Raw genomic sequence first — 16,122 nt, forward strand, 5'->3', positions numbered from 1 at the left:
ACTTATTTCAAATATCCAGAAGCAGTAAGACGCCTGATTTACACTACAAATGCCATTGAAGGATTCAACCGCCAGCTCCGGAAAGTGACTAAAAGCAAGACGGTATTTCCGTCGGATGACAGCCTTTTGAAAATGCTGTATCTGGCAACCATGGATATCACGAAAAAATGGACCGGACACAGGCAGGATTGGGGACAGATCCATTCCCAGCTTGAAATTTATTTTGAAGAACGTCTGGCAGGACGGAACCTGTAAAACAGTCAATTTTAGGCAGGTTTTATTGACATGCCTAAAAACTACTGTATAATGCAGATATGGGCAGGATCCGGAACATCGGCTCTGCCCATTTGTAACTATTCACAAATCTTATATCAGTTTTTAACGTTTACACAAAACTTGAAACGGTCTCACATTTGCCGGAATTGGCGTTTCTTATATTAGGGACTTATTTTACAGCCCCTTTAGTTCTTTACCCACCCGGGCAGATAGTAGATCTGCAGTTTCCCAGTAACTTCATTTTTTGTAATCTGGGATTCGATACCAAAGTAGGATTTGATGTTTTCATGGGTAAGCACTTCTTCAGGAGTGCCGTAATCTACGATTCTTCCCTGATACAGGAAGATGATCTTATCGCAGTACAGGGAAGCCAGATTCAGGTCATGGATTGAAGAAAACAGAGTGACATTCTGTTTTTTCAGGATATCCATGATCTGATACTGATAGCTTACATCCAGGTGATTGGTAGGCTCATCTAGTACAATAAAAGCACTTTCCTGCATCAGTACACGGGCAAGCAGTACACGCTGCTTCTCGCCGCCAGAGAGACTTAAGTAGGAGCGGTGTTCATAACCGGTAAGTCCTACTTCGCGAAGACATTTCTCACAAAGCTTTTTGTCTGTGGCTGAATCCCCTTCCAGAAATTTTTTCTTAGCATAACGACCGAACATGACCATATCTCGCACTTCAAAATCGAATTCCACATGATTTTCCTGTGCCATGACTGCCATTTCTGCTGCCATCTTTTTGAAAGAAAAATCAAGCACATCTTTTTCATTCAAGAATATAGTATCTCGGTCGGGCTTGTAGGAGCGGTAAATATTTTTGAGAAGGGTGGATTTTCCGCAGCCGTTGGGACCGATCAATCCTACAAATTCACCGTCTTTTACTTCCAGGCAGATTTGTTCCAGAATGCTTTTTCCACCTATCTGATAATCCAGATTTCTTACCTGTAAACTCATAATCTGCCTCCTTTACTTTCTGCCTGCGCTGCCCTTGCGGATTAGATACAGGAAAAATGGTGCACCGATAAATGCAGCGATCACGCCGATAGGAAGCTCCTCAGGGGCGATAATAATTCGAGAGATCAGATCGGCTACCATACTGAACAGTCCGCCAGCCAGAATGGCTACAGGGATCAGCCGTTTGTGGCCGGAGCCCACAAAGCTTCGCATAATATGCGGTACGACCAGACCTACGAAACCAATCACACCGCTGACAGATACGACCACGCCGGTCAGAATCGTTGCAGTTATGATGATCAGAAGTTTGGTTTTCCGGGTATCCACGCCCAGTGTCTCTGCCACGTCATCACCCAGCAGCAGTACATCCAGCTCTTTGGCAAACAGCAGAATCACAGCAACTGTTATAATACCTACGATTGCCACATATTTTACGCGACTCCAGGTAGCTCCACTTAAGGAACCAACCATCCAGTACTGTGCCATTTTGGTTTTGTCAGAACCCTGATTGAATCCGTAGATGATCAGGTTGGTTACCGCCGAGAAAAATGCAGAGGTGGCGATTCCGGCCAGAACCAGTTGGGTGGAAGTAATACGTCCCTTCATAGATGCAATTCCCAGTGACAGACAGATGGAGATAGCGGCACCTAAGGTGGCACCGAAGATTACAGAGTAGCCGCCTAAGAAGCTGAACCATCCAAGGATGATAACACCGACGGCTCCTGCGGATGCACCGGAGGAGATTCCTAGTACATAGGGGTCAGCCAGTGGATTTTTGGTGAGGGCCTGCATGAGAACACCGCACAGTGAAAGACCTGCGCCCACGATAAATGCCATGAGTACCCGGGGAAAACGGATGTTCCAGATGATATTTTCGGTCTTTCCTTCCCAGGCAATCTGGAAGATGTCTTTCCCGGACATTTTATTGACCAGGATCTTACCGATATCGGAAGCTGACACATTGACAGCACCTATGGTGGTAGAGATGGTTACTGCGATCACAATCAGTGTCATCACCAGTGCCAGCGTCAGCCAGAAACGGCCTTTTCCTGAGTTTCCTGTTCCTTTCATATATTCCTCCTACTGCAATAAAGAAGGGGAGCTTTTACACTCCCCTGTCAGTTTTCCAGATGTTCTTAGAATTTGTCCGGATATAACTGCTCTGCGATTGCTTTTACAGCGACTGCACTTCCGGCACTTCCCTGCATATCACTGCAGCATACGGAGAAGATTTTGCCTTCTTTGACAGCGCGCAGATTCTTGGTGAACTCGTTGGTCTCCAGGAATTCCTTTTTATCTGCCACATCACCTCCGGTGTACTCGAGAATCAGAATTACATCCGGATCACGCTCCACAACCTCTTCCCAAGACGGAGTTGCCCAGCCAGCCTCGATATCATCGAAGATGGAGATTCCGCCAGCCAGTTTGATAATGTCGCCCGGCATACCCTGGCATGCGGTAAACGGAGCATCTTCACCAGAGTCATAAGCGAATACAGTGACCGGATTTTCATAAGCTTCATCACCCAAAGTGTCTTTTACTTTCTGCAGAGTATCTTTCATAGTCTGTACTTTTTCAGCAGCTACATCCTGTACCTGGAAAATAGCACCAAGGGTCTCATAATCTTTGTACAGATCCTCAAAGGTTGCTTTGTCGGAGCACACATATGGGAAATAAGTTGCGATACCGTTCTGGTCGCAGAATTCTTTACTGAAGTTTTTGTCTGAAAATACAGAGTCCCAGCCAATCAGAAAATCACATCCGGTTGACAGCAGCTCTTCCTTGGACATATTGGAAAGACCTTTACCCGGTTCCAGAAGCTGTGGAACTTTGTCGCGTGCCGGATACTGGGATACAGTACTCCAGCAGCTTCCTTTTGTGTAGCCAGCCATCTGGTCCTCCAGTCCCAGATCAAAGAAGAAGTCAGCCATCTGATCACCGGAAGCAACGACTTCGGATGGTTTCTTAGTGAAAGTGTATTCAACATTTTCGCCAAGACCGGAACGCTCCAGATTCAGAGTAATGGTGACCGGCTCATAGTCGCTGTCTGCATCGGCAGTTTCAGAAGCCTCAGATGCATCTGTACTCTCCGTTTCGTTGGTAGTCTCTTCTGTTGTTTTGTCAGTAGTGGCTGTGGTATCAGCGGATGTGGAACCACACCCGGCCAGCATACCTGCTGCAAGACAGGTAGTTAACAATACGCTTACTGTTCTCTTTTTCATAAGATTTCCTCCATTAATATGTAGTTTGTAATCAGCCCATAAAAAAAGCATCATCTGAACTCTATGGATCAGATGATGCACCCGTTTTCGGCATCTGGACGCACTGCGCCCTATATCTTTCGCAAGTGTCATGGACCGTGACAGCAAAAGAAAAATAAGCAGGTCTTCTGGCTTGCGCGGGTTTTGTCTGTTTTCTCTCTTCCCATCCATGTTTTGAGAAAAGACAGTGAAAGAAAACAACCCTGTATCGTGCGCTTACAGCGGCGGCACCGCATGGGACTCACACCCATTTCCCTTTTCACCGACTCAATCGAAGATTAGTCGACACTTATTCTGTTAAATATATAACATAGTCATATTTGAGTGTCAAGAGTGTATTGATTATAAATGATAATTCATCATTGAAAAATCTCTTTCTTGTGATATACTGGAAAAGTTGTGTTTGACAACCGAGGATATCCAACTAGAAAGGATTTTTAACTGATGAGTTCTTTGAAACCAATGTTACTAACATGTATGAAAACGTATAGCCGGGAACAGTTTGTCAAAGATGTGACGGCTGGAATTATTGTGGCGATCATTGCCCTTCCGTTGTCCATTGCGCTGGCACTGGCATCAGGCGTCGGTCCGGAGGCAGGTATTTTCACCGCAATTGTTGCGGGATTTGTGATCTCTGCACTTGGTGGCAGCAGCGTACAGATTGCAGGACCGACAGCTGCATTTGCGACGATCGTAGCTGGTATTGTGGCGAAAAATGGTCTGGATGGACTGGTGATCGCGACGATCCTGGCAGGAATCTTTCTGATTCTGATGGGACTGTGCCATTTTGGTACACTGATCCGTTTTATTCCGTACACCATCACCACCGGATTTACAGCTGGAATTGCTGTGACCATCGTGATCGGTCAGCTCAAAGATTTCTTTGGCGTGACTTATCCGGACGGAGTAAAACCCATTGAGACCATGGAAAAGCTTCACGCTTTTGTTGAAAATTGTGGCACTGTCAATCTGTCTGCAGTGATCGTTGGCGTGGTAAGTCTTGCAATCCTGATTATTTCTCCTTATATTTTCAAAAAGATTCCGGGTTCTCTGCTGGCTGTGGTCGCAGGAATCCTGATGGTAAAATTCCTTCCGTTGAAGGCTTCTACCATCGGAGATCTGTATTCTATCAGCAATGCACTGCCAGGTTTCCACCTTCCGGCACTGAGCCTTGCAGCTGTGGAGGATGCAATTCCAAATGCATTTACCATTGCTGTGCTGGCAGCTATTGAGTCTCTGCTGTCCTGCGTGGTTGCAGACGGTATGATCAACGGGAAACATCGTTCAGACATGGAACTGGTAGCTCAGGGAGCAGGAAATATTGCCTCCGCCCTGTTCGGCGGAATCCCGGCCACAGGAGCCATCGCACGTACAGCAGCCAACATTAAAAATGGTGGACGTACTCCCATAGCTGGAATGGTGCATTCTATCACATTGGTACTGGTACTGGTAGTTCTGATGCCTTATGCGGGAATGATCCCCATGCCGACCATCGCTGCGATCCTGTTCGTGGTTGCTTACAATATGTGTCAGTGGAGACCGTTCACTCATCTGATCCAGACCGCACCGAAGAGTGATATTCTGGTGCTGCTGGTAACCTTCTTCCTGACCGTTGTATTTGATCTGGTAGTTGCTATTGAGATCGGTATGCTGTTGACCTGTCTGCTGTTCATGAAGCGCATGAGCGATGAGACGCACGTGGACAGCTGGACTTACGTGGACGATGATTCAGATGCAGTTAATGATCATATGCAGAAACTTGCGAAAGAGATCCGCGTCTATGAGATTACCGGACCGTTGTTCTTTGGAGCAGCCAATGCGATTGAACACATTGTAGTGAAAGATTTTACCAAATGTCTGGTGCTTCGTATGAGAAGTGTTCCTGCACTTGACAGTACTGCTATGAATGCTCTTCAGAATCTGGTGAAATATTGTGAAGCGAAAGGCATCACACCAATCTTTTCTCATGTGAATGAGCAGCCGATGCATGTGATGGAGAAGGCCGGATTTGTGGAGCTGGTTGGAAAAGACAATTTCTGCGCCAATATCTCAGATGCTCTGAAGCATGCGGAAGAATTGATCAAATAAAAGAAAATGTAAATATTTTTGAAAATATGACATAGAACTTAAAAATATTTATATAAAAAGCTGAAAATAAAAAATCATTCAGAAATATCTGAAAAACTTGCATTTCTTAAAGTCTGGATATATAATCATTGCAACAAATGAGTGAAATGCAAGCGTAACAAAGATGTTACTTGGCCTGGGGGCCGGGCAGCATCTTTTTTTGTTATAACGATGAGGAAAGAGACATCGCGCTTGCGCACCGGAGATGGAGGAATGTATGATGCAGACTTTAGGTTACTATGATGGAAAGTATGACGAAATCGACAAAATGGTGGTTCCTTTTGATGACCGTTCTCATTACTATGGTGACGGTGTATATGATGCCACCTGTGCAGGCAACCATGTGATCTTCAATCTGGATGAGCATGTGGATCGTTTCTTTAACAGTGCAGCACTGCTGAAGATCGAGATTCCGCATACGAAACAGGAAGTAAAAGATATTCTGAACGAGATGGTGAAAAAAGTTGACGGAGATGAGCTGTTCGTATACTGGCAGGTAACCAGGGCCGTTGCACCGAGAAATCATGTATTTCCGGAAGGACAGAAAGGACGTCTGTGGGTCATGATCCGTCCATCCAAGATCGGTGATCCCTCCAAGACTCTGAAACTGATGACCGTAGAGGATACCCGTTTTCTGCACTGCAACATCAAGACTTTGAACCTGATCCCGAACGTTATGGCTTCCGAGCTTGGTAAACAGCATGGATGCAACGAGATCGTATTCCACAGAGGTGATATTGTAACCGAGTGTGCACACAGTAATGTACATATGATCAAAGATGGCGTATTTATCACACATCCGACAGATCATTATATCCTGCCAGGTATTTCCCGCGTCCATCTGATCAAGATGTGTAAAGTAGCAGGCATCCCGGTTGATGAAAGACCGTTCACTGTAGCAGAGATGATGGATGCAGATGAGGTTATCGTAAGTTCCTCCAGCAACTTCTGCCTGAGTGCTCATGAGATCGATGAGAAACCGGTAGGAGGAAAAGCTCCGGAAATCCTTGCAACATTAAGAAAACTTCTGATGGATGAGTATCTGACAGCCATCGGCAGAAAGTAGGTGGAACCTATGTGGTCTGTATTCCGTTCTCTTTTCGGGAAGAAACCGGAAGATGGAAGAAAGATCCTGCCGGCTGGAGACTGTGCTCTGGTGGTAGAATTTGGAAATGAGATCAATGAGGCACTGAATCGTAAGGTTCAGTGCCTGAATGAAAAAGTGGCAGCAGCCCATGTGAAAGGAATCGTGGAGACGGTTCCTACCTTCCGTTCGCTGATGGTGACCTATGATCCGTCAGAGATCAGCTTTGAACAGCTGAAAAAAGAACTGTCCGGTATTTCCGTAGAAGAATCTGCAGGACAGGAGACACCTCATCATGTGGTGGAGATTCCGGTATGCTACGGCGGCAGTTACGGAGAAGATTTAAAAGATGTGGCAGCTCACGCAGGTCTTACCGAGGAAGAAGTGATCGAGCTTCATTCTTCTGTAGACTACAATATCTATATGTTGGGATTCCTTCCTGGATTTCCGTATCTGGGAGGACTGGATCCGAAGTTATTTACCCCGCGTCTTGATAATCCGAGGACCAAGATCCCGGAAGGAAGCGTGGGAATCGGCGGAGAACAGACCGGTATCTACCCGCTGGAATCTCCTGGCGGCTGGCGGCTGATCGGAAGAACACCGCTGAAACTTTATGATCCTGACAGAGAACAGCCATTTCTCTATCAGGCAGGAGACTATATCCGCTTTGTACCGATCACAGCGGAAGAATACGAGGCATACCTATGAGTCTGGAAATAGTAAATGGCGGCGCCCTGACAACCGTTCAGGATCTGGGGCGCTTCGGATATATGAATAAAGGATTTCAGGTGTCAGGAGCTGTGGATGACCAGGCTATGCGTCTGGCAAATATTCTGGTGGGAAATGACCAGAAGGAAGCGGTTCTGGAAGCAACGATCATGGGACCTTCGATCCGGTTTACTGCTCCGGCAGTGATCGCCATGGCGGGTGCCAACATGACACCGAAACTGAATGGTACAGCGATGCCATTGTATGAAGCAGTGGAGGTTCATGCAGGAGATACGCTTGTGTGTGGATTTGCCATGACCGGCTGTAGAGGATATCTGGCAGTGGCTGGCGGATTTGCTGTGGAACCGGTGCTGGGAAGCCGTTCCACTAATCTGAAATGTGGACTTGGCGGATATGAGGGACGTGCACTGAAGACCGGCGATGTGTTGGAACTTCGGACAGAAAAGGCGACTCTTCCGCATATGGAAAAACGAAAAGTAAATGCTGCAGAAGGAAGTTTTCAGACGCCTGTATCAGTGGATAAACTTCCGGTGCTGCGGGTGGTTCCAGGACCGCAAAGTGAGTATTTCACAGAAAAAGGTCAGAAGACCTTTGCAGAACAGGCATATACGGTTACACAGGATTCTAACCGGATGGCATGCAAGCTTACCGGAGAAGCAATTGAATTTGTGACCAGCGGAGATATTATTTCGGATGGAATAACAACAGGTTCTGTTCAGATCTCATCCAGCGGGATGCCCATCGTGATGCTGGCAGATCATCAGACAACTGGCGGATACGCTAAGATCGGAACCGTGATCTCCACGGATATTCCGGCTATCGGACAGCGGAAACCGGGAGAAAAAGTGAGATTTTCCTATATATCAGTAGAAGAAGCTCAGAAGCTTAATCTGGAGCGGAAAAAATATCTGGATACATTGGACAAGAAGATCAACGGCTAAGGGAAACAGAGAACAAGGAGGAACACAGGGATGGATTACAGCAGTATGTCACCGGCAGAGGTGAGAGCACTTATCAGAGAAGGAAAGATCACAGGACCCACAGCAGGAATGTGCGCAGGCTATGCTCAGGCAAACCTGGTGATCCTGCCCAAAGATCTGGCATATGATTTCTTATTGTTTACACAGAGAAATCCGAAATCCTGTCCGCTGCTGGAAGTCAGTGATGTGGGTGGAAAAGGTCTGTCCTATCTTGGCAAGAATGTGGACATCTACAAAGACATTCCAAAATACCGGATCTATGAAAATGGAGAACTGACAGGAGAGTATACAGATGTTTCCCGGTTCTACAGAGAAGATCTGGTCAGCTTCCTGATCGGATGCAGTTTCTCCTTTGAGTCAGAACTGCTGGAAGCCGGTATTCCGGTGCGTCACATTGAAGAAGGCTGTAACGTTCCTATGTATCTGACCAATATTCCCTGTGAGTCTGCAGGCGCATTTTCCGGAAATATGGTCGTAAGTATGCGTCCGATTCCTCATCATCTGATTCCGGCTGCAGTGACTGTGACAGCAGCGATGCCGAGAGTCCATGGAGCGCCGGTACAGATCGGTTATCCGGAAGCTATCGGTATCAAAGATATCAATAAACCGGATTTTGGTGATATGGTGACCATCCGCGAAGGTGAAGTGCCGGTGTTCTGGCCTTGTGGTGTGACTCCGCAGGCGGCAGTGATGAAAAGCCGTCCGTCATTTGCCATCACCCATGCACCGGGACATATGTTTATCACAGATGTGAAAAATGTGTCATTGAAACTGTAAGGATATGAGGAGAAAAAGTTATGCAAAGCGTTGATTTGAACTGTGATCTTGGCGAGAGCTTTGGAAGATATACACTTGGATTGGACGATCAGGTGATTCCGCTGATCTCTTCAGCAAATATTGCCTGCGGATATCATGCATCCGATCCTGTAATCATGGAAAAAACGGTTAAAATGGCGAAAGAGCATCAGGTGAGCATCGGTGCTCATACCGGATTCCCGGACCTGATGGGATTTGGCCGCAGAAATATGGCAGTCTCCAACGAGGAGGCAAAAGCCTATACCAAATATCAGATCGGAGCATTGCTGGCATTCTGCAAAGCAGAAGGTGTAAAGCTTGCCCATGTAAAACCTCATGGTGCTTTTTACAATATGGCAGCCAAAGATTACGATCTGGCAAAAGCCATCTGCGAAGGCATCTATGAAGTAGATCCGTCCATCAAGCTTCTGGGCTTAAGCAACAGCAAGATGATCGAGGCAGCCAAAGATACGGGTCTTGCCTATGCACAGGAAGTATTTGCAGACCGTGCCTATGAAGAAGACGGAACTCTTGTGAACCGCCGCAAACCAGGTGCTATGATCACTGATGAAGACGAAGCCATCCGCCGTGTGATCGGTATGGTAAAAGACGGAAAAGTAACCGCCATCACCGGAAAAGAAGTTGCTATTCAGGCAGATTCCATCTGCGTTCACGGAGACGGTGAAAAAGCATTGGCATTCGTCAAGAAGATCAGAGAAGCACTGACCAAAGAAGGCATTGAGATCAAACCGTTCTAAATACGTATCAGATATAAAGCCCCCAACCTTTGGGCTGGGGGCATGATATACCATATTTAAAATTTTGATTGCACTTTCTGCAGTAATGCTTCTTGAAGAACCTGCGAGAAATTAAGACCCATAGAGCAGGCAGCTTCATTGAGCCACTCTGGAATACTCAATGTTTTTTTGACAGCCTTTGAGCTGTGTCTTTTTAAATATTCCATCATATCAAAGCAAATGACAGTGATAATTCCACCATCGGCATCAATTACATCGGGATCGGATGGAGATGGAATCTCTTCTTTTTCCTCTTTTCTGCTGGTAATTGCCAGCCCAAGAGCATCGACAGCCATATCATAAGCCTGCACTCGATTAATTCATGCTCCGTTCATGAAAATATTTCAGAATGGAAAGATCAGGAATTCGACATCCTTCGGTTGTATTTTTGGTGGAAACCAGTATACTGTAAGGTACGAACAGAACCGGAGAGGATGAGGATAAATGAAAAAAACTGGAATTGGAATCAAGATCATATGTGCATGTGTACTTCTTTTACTGGTTGTCTATGCAGGAGGTTGCTATTATTACGGAAACCATTTTCAACGGGGAACTCTGATCGATCAGGTGGACGTCTCCAACCTGACGGTGCAGGATCTGGCAGACCGGGTAGATGCGTATTTCCTTCGGATTCAGGAGCGAAAGAGCGACGGTAGTAGTTATGAGGAATCCATCGATGGAAAAGCCATTGATCTTTCTTATGCATCCACAGAACCTTTGCAGCAGATCCTGAGAGAGCAGAACCAATATCTGTGGTTTCTGCCGCAGCATGAAGAACATGAAACGGAAGCCCTTCTTTCCTATAGTAAAGATAAACTGACACAGGCGGTTCAGGCATTAAAAGGCTTTGAGGAAGATTTTGCACAGGCGCCCACGAACGCACACATCAGTGAGTATACCCCGGAGACTGGATTTTCCATTGTGGCAGAGACACAGGGAAATGAGCTGGATCAGGCAAAGACACTGGAAGTGATCAGCAATGCAGTGGAAGAACTTAAAGGTCTGGTGGATCTGGATGCAGAAGGCTGCTATGAAACACCTGCAGTAACATCAGACAGCGAAGAACTTCAGAATACATTGCAGAAGCTTCAGAAGTATGGGACAGTTACGATTACATATCGGTTTGGAGATAACATAGAAGTTCTGGATGGAAGCACCATCAGTACCTGGCTGGAGGTTGATGGATTCGCTGTGACGCTGGATCAGACGCAGGTGGAAAATTATGTGGCGACTCTGCGGAAGAAGTATGATTCGATTTTCCGTTCCAGAACGTTTATGACCAGCTATGGGAAGGAAATCACAGTAGATGGCGGCGATTATGGCTGGTGGATGAATTACCAGCAGGAGGCTAAAGAACTGGCAGCACAGATCGAGACCGGAGAGAGCAAAGAGAGGACGCCGGTCTATTATCAGACAGCTGCTTCTTATGGAGCACCGGATTATGGTGATACCTATGTTGAGATCAATCTGACTGCGCAGCATCTGTTTTTCTATAAGGATGGGCAGCTGGTGATGGAGTCTGATTTTGTGTCCGGTAACTCGGCGAGAGGTTATGATACTCCGGAGGGCACTTACAGCATCACTTACAAGCAGCGAAATGCGACACTGGTGGGAGAAAACTATGAGACGCCGGTATCTTATTGGATGCCGTTCAACAAAAATATCGGTATGCATGATGCTACCTGGAGATCCAGCTTCGGAGGAACTATTTACAAGACGAAAGGGTCGCATGGTTGTATCAATATGCCTTATGAAAAAGCGCAGGAGCTATATGGCTATATTGAAAAAGGAACGCCGGTGATCTGTTATCATCTGGCGGGAACAGAACGTTCCATTGAGTCTGAACTGGAAAAATGACGGATGATATGGTAAGATAAAGAAGACTGACAACTTGTGTAGAATGCAGAAGAAAGGAGATGTTATATGGGATATAACAAACAGTGGGAGAATTATACGGAAAAATATCAGAAATTATGTATGGAAAATGATGTAATCCCGGATAGTCTGTTCAAAGAATATGGTGTGAACCGAGGTCTTCGAGATATTAATGGAAATGGTGTTCTTACCGGCCTTACCAATATTTCAAGAATTGATTCCTTTTGCGTAAAAGACGGAAAGAAAGTTCCGTGTGATGGAAAGCTGTGGTACCGTGGATACAATGTGACAGACTGGATCAGCAATATTCCAAAAGATTCTCTTGGTTTTGGGAAGACTGCCTATCTTCTGCTCTTTGGAAAGGCGCCGACAGCAGAAGAAGAGAAGGAATTTAAGGAACTGATGGGTAAGTGTCGTGCACTTCCTACCAATTTTACCAGAGATGTTATTATGAAGGCGCCAAGTAAAGATATTATGAATTCTATGACCAGAAGTATTCTGACCCTGGCATCATATGATGAAAATGTGAATTCCAATGATATCGGAAATGTGATCCGTCAATGCGTGAACTTGATTAGTGTATTTCCAATGCTGGCAGTATATGCTTATCATGCATACAACCATTATGAGAGAGATGAAAGTATGTACATCCATCGCCCGGATCCGAGACTGTCTACTGCAGAGAATCTTCTGATGCTGCTGCGCCCGGATAAACAGTACAGTTTTCTGGAGGCAAAGGTTCTGGATGTGGCGCTGATGCTTCACATGGAGCATGGCGGTGGTAATAACTCTACCTTTACGACCCGTGTGGTAACATCCTCCGGTTCTGATACTTATTCTGCGGTGGCGGCGGCCATGTCTTCTCTGAAGGGACCACGGCACGGCGGAGCCAATATCAAGGTGATGGAAATGATGGACGATATCCGGGAGCATGTGAAGGACTATGAAGATAAAGACGAGATCAAAGCGTATCTGACAAAGATCCTGGAGGGACAGGCATTTGATCAGAAAGGCCTGATCTACGGAATGGGACATGCAGTGTATTCTCTGTCTGACCCAAGAGAGCGGATCTTCAAAGGCTTTGTGGAGCAGCTGTCTGCGGCAAAACACCGGGAGAGGGATATGACTCTCTATAATAATATCGAAGAGCTTGCACCGGAGATCATTGCCCAGAAGCGGAAAATCTACAAAGGTGTCAGCCCTAACGTGGACTTCTATAGTGGTTTTGTCTATGATATGCTTGGTATTCCGGTGGAACTGTACACTCCGATCTTTGCAGTAGCCCGTATTGTGGGATGGAGTGCTCATCGCCTGGAAGAGATTGTTGGAAATGGAAAGATCATCCGACCGTCTTATAAGAGTGTAATGGAAGAATTATAGAATTTGAACATCAAAAAATCCCCGACCGCGGAACTGCGGATCGGGGATCATTCTTTTTCGGGATGATTTATTTCAGTACAAGGTCATTCCATTTTGCAGAGTTTACAAGACCTACATAGGTTTTACCGGTGTTCAGCTTGATCTCATTGCCGTCTTTATCAACAAATTTGGTGATATCAACGTCGCCGCCCTTGGACCAGGTGATCGGGATCGCCTTTCCGCCGGTGATATAGTAGCCCTTACCGCTGCTCTTCAGAATATTGTACTGCATATAACCATGATCATCATACTGGGTGATCGGTGCACTCTGAAGAATAACATTGGTAAATGCAAGCTGCTTGTTGCCATTAGCCGGATCAGTGTGTTTCATATTGTATTCGGAATACAGATATGTGTTGCTTGCTGCATCGTAGTCAAGCTGAGATCCATTGTGCTCGAACGGAAGATCTACCAGTGTACAGTCGATAGAATCAGCTGCAGCAGACAGATCGGTCGGATCAGCTTCACTTGCGAACTGCCAGTGTGGTCCCTGATAGTATTCATCATAGCTTTCAGAGATGTTGGCAGCTTTCAGACGGCTTGCAACTTCACCAGTCGTTACGTACTCAGTGAACTCCCTTGCTTTACCGTTGTTGATTCGTTTGAATCCGCCGCTTAAATGTTTAACCCACGGATTCTTTAAGAATGCATCAATATAGTAAGGACCTCCGTCATGGATCACGACTGCATCATACTCTGGCGCGATCATGAAGTTAGTCGGACGGACACTTCGGATACTACCGAACTGAGTGATGCTGTCCCAGTCTTTTACGATACACATAAAACGGGTAACTCCACCGTTCATGGTACTGTTCTGGATCTCATAGATGATGTCTGCCTGAGTCAGTCCATAGTGAAGAAGCGCAGTCTTCTCATTGTCGACCATAATTGCTACCGGGCGCTGACTCTGGAGACTATCGTCGATCCACTCGTTGGTCATCTCGCTGCGGTACATTCCTTCACGGGTTTCTTCTTCTACGGCAGGTTCTTCCTCTTCCGGTTCTTCTGCTTCTACTTCCTCTTCTGCTTCGGAGACATCTGTTACAGCCGGTGCTGCAGCCTCTTCAGTGGAATTTCCACATCCTGCCAGTGTAGTGGCAGCCAGTGCAGTGCTGAGGAAAAGAAGTAACAATTTTTTCTTCATGCAATTGAATCCTTTCTGTTTTTTCTCAGATTCTTATAGTATACACTACTTTTCTTTTGGGTTCAAATTTTTTTCGCTATTTCATCACATTTCCATCACAATTGACTGTTATATTGTAATCACAAACAAAGAGAACAACAGGAATTGTGAAAGGAGAAAGCAATTATGTATGACGATATAAATAATAATGAACAGGAAAATATGAATCACTATGATACAGGAAGTACTTACACCCATTACGATTCTTCCGAGGCGATGAAGCAGGGACCAGCTCCGAAGAAACGGAAAAAAGGCGGATTTGGCAGAACTGTTGCAAAATGTCTGGTTCTGGCATTGGTATTCGGAAGTGTTTCCAGTGCAGCCTTCATGGGAGTGAATTATGTGGGAAACCAGTATCTGGGAAATTCTGTGAAAAGTCAGGTGTCCCTGAGTAAGGCAGGCAATAATCTGACGACTACAACTACGGCATCATCCGCTTCTGATGTGTATGATGTATCTGACATTGTTACAAATTGCATGCCGTCGGTAGTATCCATCACGAATGTAGGAACCCAGGAGTTCCAGACGATCTTTGGAAATTATGAACAGAATACACAGTCCAGTGGATCCGGTATTATTATTGGAAAGAATGACACCGAACTTCTGATCGTGACTAACAATCATGTAGTATCCGGAGCAAAAGAACTGAGTGTTTATTTTAACTCTGACGGAGATGCCGCTGATGACAGTAATGTGATTTCTGCTAAGATTAAGGGAACTGATCCGAATAAAGACCTGGCTGTTATCGCTGTCAAGCTGTCTGATATTCCGGATGAGACCATGGAGAGCATCAAAATTGCAACAGTCGGTGATTCTTCCGCATTGAAAGTCGGTGAGCCGGTAGTTGCTATTGGTAATGCATACGGTTATGGATTGTCCGTAACATCCGGTATTGTCAGTGCACTGAACCGTGAAGTAACCGTACAGTCTGACGGACAGAATATTACCAACAAACTGATCCAGACCGATGCGGCCATCAATCCTGGCAACAGCGGCGGAGCTCTTCTGAACAGCAAAGGAGAGCTGATCGGCATCAACTCTGTAAAATTCATCTCAGAGGATGTGGAAGGCATGGGTTATGCAATCCCGATTTCTGATGTAGAGTCTATTATTGGCAATTTGATGAATAAAGAGACCAGAGATAAAGTAGACGATGCACAGAAAGGTTACCTTGGAATCAGCAATATGGTAGATGTTACCGATGATGTATCCAAGAACTACAATATGCCGGTAGGTGTTTATGTAAAGACCGTTCTGGAAGGACTGGGATCCGACAAAGCCGGTATGCAGGATGGAGATATCATTACTTCTGTAGATGGAACCACGGTAAGCACGTCTGATCAGCTGAGAGAGATGATGAGCTATTATTCCGCAGGAGAGACCATTGAGGTAAAGGTACAGCGTCTGAATGGCAATGCTTATGAGGAGCAAACTCTGCAGGTGACTTTAAGTACACAGGATGAGACGACAGCTCAGAGCCAGATCCAGAATAAGCAGGAAAAATAATCCAGAGGAAATAAAAACAGTGAAGAGGGCTGAGGCAGTTACTGCCGCAGCCTCAGACTGTAGACAAAGCCCCGCTTTTGCGGGGTTTTGCTATTGTTAGAACCGCTTTTCTGATATAATGATGTCAG

15 protein-coding genes and 1 riboswitch are annotated in these 16,122 nt (G+C 45.8%); of the genes, 10 read left to right on the forward strand and 5 right to left on the reverse strand.

The genetic code is table 11. The features are described 5' to 3' along the window. Nucleotides 1–255: transposase (locus WMO62_RS14530; RefSeq protein WP_349145119.1), on the forward strand; the 255-nt coding region annotated here is incomplete at its 5' end. Between the two features lie 206 nt (nucleotides 256–461). On the opposite strand, the gene WMO62_RS14535 is transcribed toward WMO62_RS14530, so the two are convergent. The 3 genes from WMO62_RS14535 to WMO62_RS14545 all read right to left on the reverse strand — a co-directional run bounded on the left by WMO62_RS14535 (nucleotide 462) and on the right by WMO62_RS14545 (nucleotide 3,460). Continuing rightward, nucleotides 462–1,238, reverse strand: a complete 777-nt coding sequence (locus WMO62_RS14535; protein ID WP_349145120.1) for an ABC transporter ATP-binding protein — start codon at nucleotides 1,236–1,238, stop codon at nucleotides 462–464. A gap of 12 nt (nucleotides 1,239–1,250) precedes the next feature. Beyond that, nucleotides 1,251–2,309 carry an iron chelate uptake ABC transporter family permease subunit gene (locus WMO62_RS14540; protein ID WP_147601718.1) on the reverse strand — a complete coding sequence of 353 codons (1,059 nt, stop codon included), beginning with the start codon at nucleotides 2,307–2,309 and terminating at the stop codon, nucleotides 1,251–1,253. Between the two features lie 65 nt (nucleotides 2,310–2,374). Beyond that, complete coding sequence (locus WMO62_RS14545; RefSeq protein ID WP_349145121.1) at nucleotides 2,375–3,460, reverse strand: ABC transporter substrate-binding protein; 1,086 nt, start codon at nucleotides 3,458–3,460, stop codon at nucleotides 2,375–2,377. 140 nt (nucleotides 3,461–3,600) lie between these two features. After that, nucleotides 3,601–3,807, reverse strand: a riboswitch (cobalamin riboswitch). A gap of 136 nt (nucleotides 3,808–3,943) precedes the next feature. On the opposite strand from WMO62_RS14545, the gene WMO62_RS14550 reads away from it, so the two are divergent. From WMO62_RS14550 to WMO62_RS14575, 6 genes are all read left to right on the forward strand, one after another. After that, nucleotides 3,944–5,587, forward strand: a complete 1,644-nt coding sequence (locus WMO62_RS14550) for a SulP family inorganic anion transporter (RefSeq protein ID WP_349145122.1) — start codon at nucleotides 3,944–3,946, stop codon at nucleotides 5,585–5,587. Between the two features lie 259 nt (nucleotides 5,588–5,846). Next, nucleotides 5,847–6,692 carry an aminotransferase class IV gene (locus tag WMO62_RS14555; protein WP_117499160.1) on the forward strand — a complete coding sequence of 282 codons (846 nt, stop codon included), beginning with the start codon at nucleotides 5,847–5,849 and terminating at the stop codon, nucleotides 6,690–6,692. 9 nt (nucleotides 6,693–6,701) lie between these two features. After that, entirely contained in the window at nucleotides 6,702–7,418 is a 717-nt protein-coding gene (pxpB, locus tag WMO62_RS14560; protein ID WP_349145123.1) for a 5-oxoprolinase subunit PxpB, read from the forward strand. After that, nucleotides 7,415–8,380 (forward strand): 5-oxoprolinase subunit C family protein, encoded by a 966-nt coding sequence (locus WMO62_RS14565; protein WP_349145124.1) that lies wholly within the window; start codon nucleotides 7,415–7,417, stop codon nucleotides 8,378–8,380. Before pxpB ends, WMO62_RS14565 begins: the two co-directional genes overlap by 4 nt. A 30-nt stretch (nucleotides 8,381–8,410) precedes the next feature. Then, complete coding sequence (locus tag WMO62_RS14570; RefSeq protein ID WP_349145125.1) at nucleotides 8,411–9,196, forward strand: putative hydro-lyase; 786 nt, start codon at nucleotides 8,411–8,413, stop codon at nucleotides 9,194–9,196. 20 nt (nucleotides 9,197–9,216) lie between these two features. Then, nucleotides 9,217–9,972, forward strand: coding sequence for a LamB/YcsF family protein (locus WMO62_RS14575; protein WP_349145126.1), 756 nt, complete (start codon nucleotides 9,217–9,219; stop codon nucleotides 9,970–9,972). A 56-nt stretch (nucleotides 9,973–10,028) separates the two neighbouring features. Here WMO62_RS14575 and WMO62_RS14580 read toward each other — a convergent pair whose 3' ends face one another. Next, on the reverse strand, nucleotides 10,029–10,307 hold the full coding sequence (locus WMO62_RS14580; protein ID WP_349145127.1) for a hypothetical protein: 279 nt from the start codon (nucleotides 10,305–10,307) through the stop codon (nucleotides 10,029–10,031). A 148-nt stretch (nucleotides 10,308–10,455) separates the two neighbouring features. Here WMO62_RS14580 and WMO62_RS14585 point away from each other — a divergent pair, with 148 nt between their 5' ends. Together WMO62_RS14585 and WMO62_RS14590 are read left to right on the forward strand one after the other, a co-directional pair. After that, the gene (locus WMO62_RS14585) at nucleotides 10,456–11,868 is read left to right on the forward strand and encodes a L,D-transpeptidase family protein (protein ID WP_349145128.1); all 1,413 of its coding nucleotides are present in this window, start codon (nucleotides 10,456–10,458) and stop codon (nucleotides 11,866–11,868) included. A gap of 66 nt (nucleotides 11,869–11,934) precedes the next feature. After that, nucleotides 11,935–13,266, forward strand: a complete 1,332-nt coding sequence (locus tag WMO62_RS14590; protein ID WP_349145129.1) for a citrate/2-methylcitrate synthase — start codon at nucleotides 11,935–11,937, stop codon at nucleotides 13,264–13,266. Nucleotides 13,267–13,333: 67 nt separating this feature from the next. Here the strand turns inward: WMO62_RS14590 and WMO62_RS14595 are convergent, their stop codons facing one another. Continuing rightward, nucleotides 13,334–14,449 (reverse strand): DUF3048 domain-containing protein, encoded by a 1,116-nt coding sequence (locus tag WMO62_RS14595; protein WP_349145130.1) that lies wholly within the window; start codon nucleotides 14,447–14,449, stop codon nucleotides 13,334–13,336. 165 nt (nucleotides 14,450–14,614) lie between these two features. Here WMO62_RS14595 and WMO62_RS14600 point away from each other — a divergent pair, with 165 nt between their 5' ends. Beyond that, nucleotides 14,615–15,994 (forward strand): S1C family serine protease, encoded by a 1,380-nt coding sequence (locus WMO62_RS14600; protein ID WP_349145131.1) that lies wholly within the window; start codon nucleotides 14,615–14,617, stop codon nucleotides 15,992–15,994. The last annotated feature ends 128 nt before the right edge of the window (nucleotides 15,995–16,122 follow it).

This window comes from Hominiventricola aquisgranensis (genome assembly GCF_040096225.1).
In the GTDB taxonomy this organism is placed as follows: domain Bacteria; phylum Bacillota; class Clostridia; order Lachnospirales; family Lachnospiraceae; genus Hominiventricola; species Hominiventricola aquisgranensis.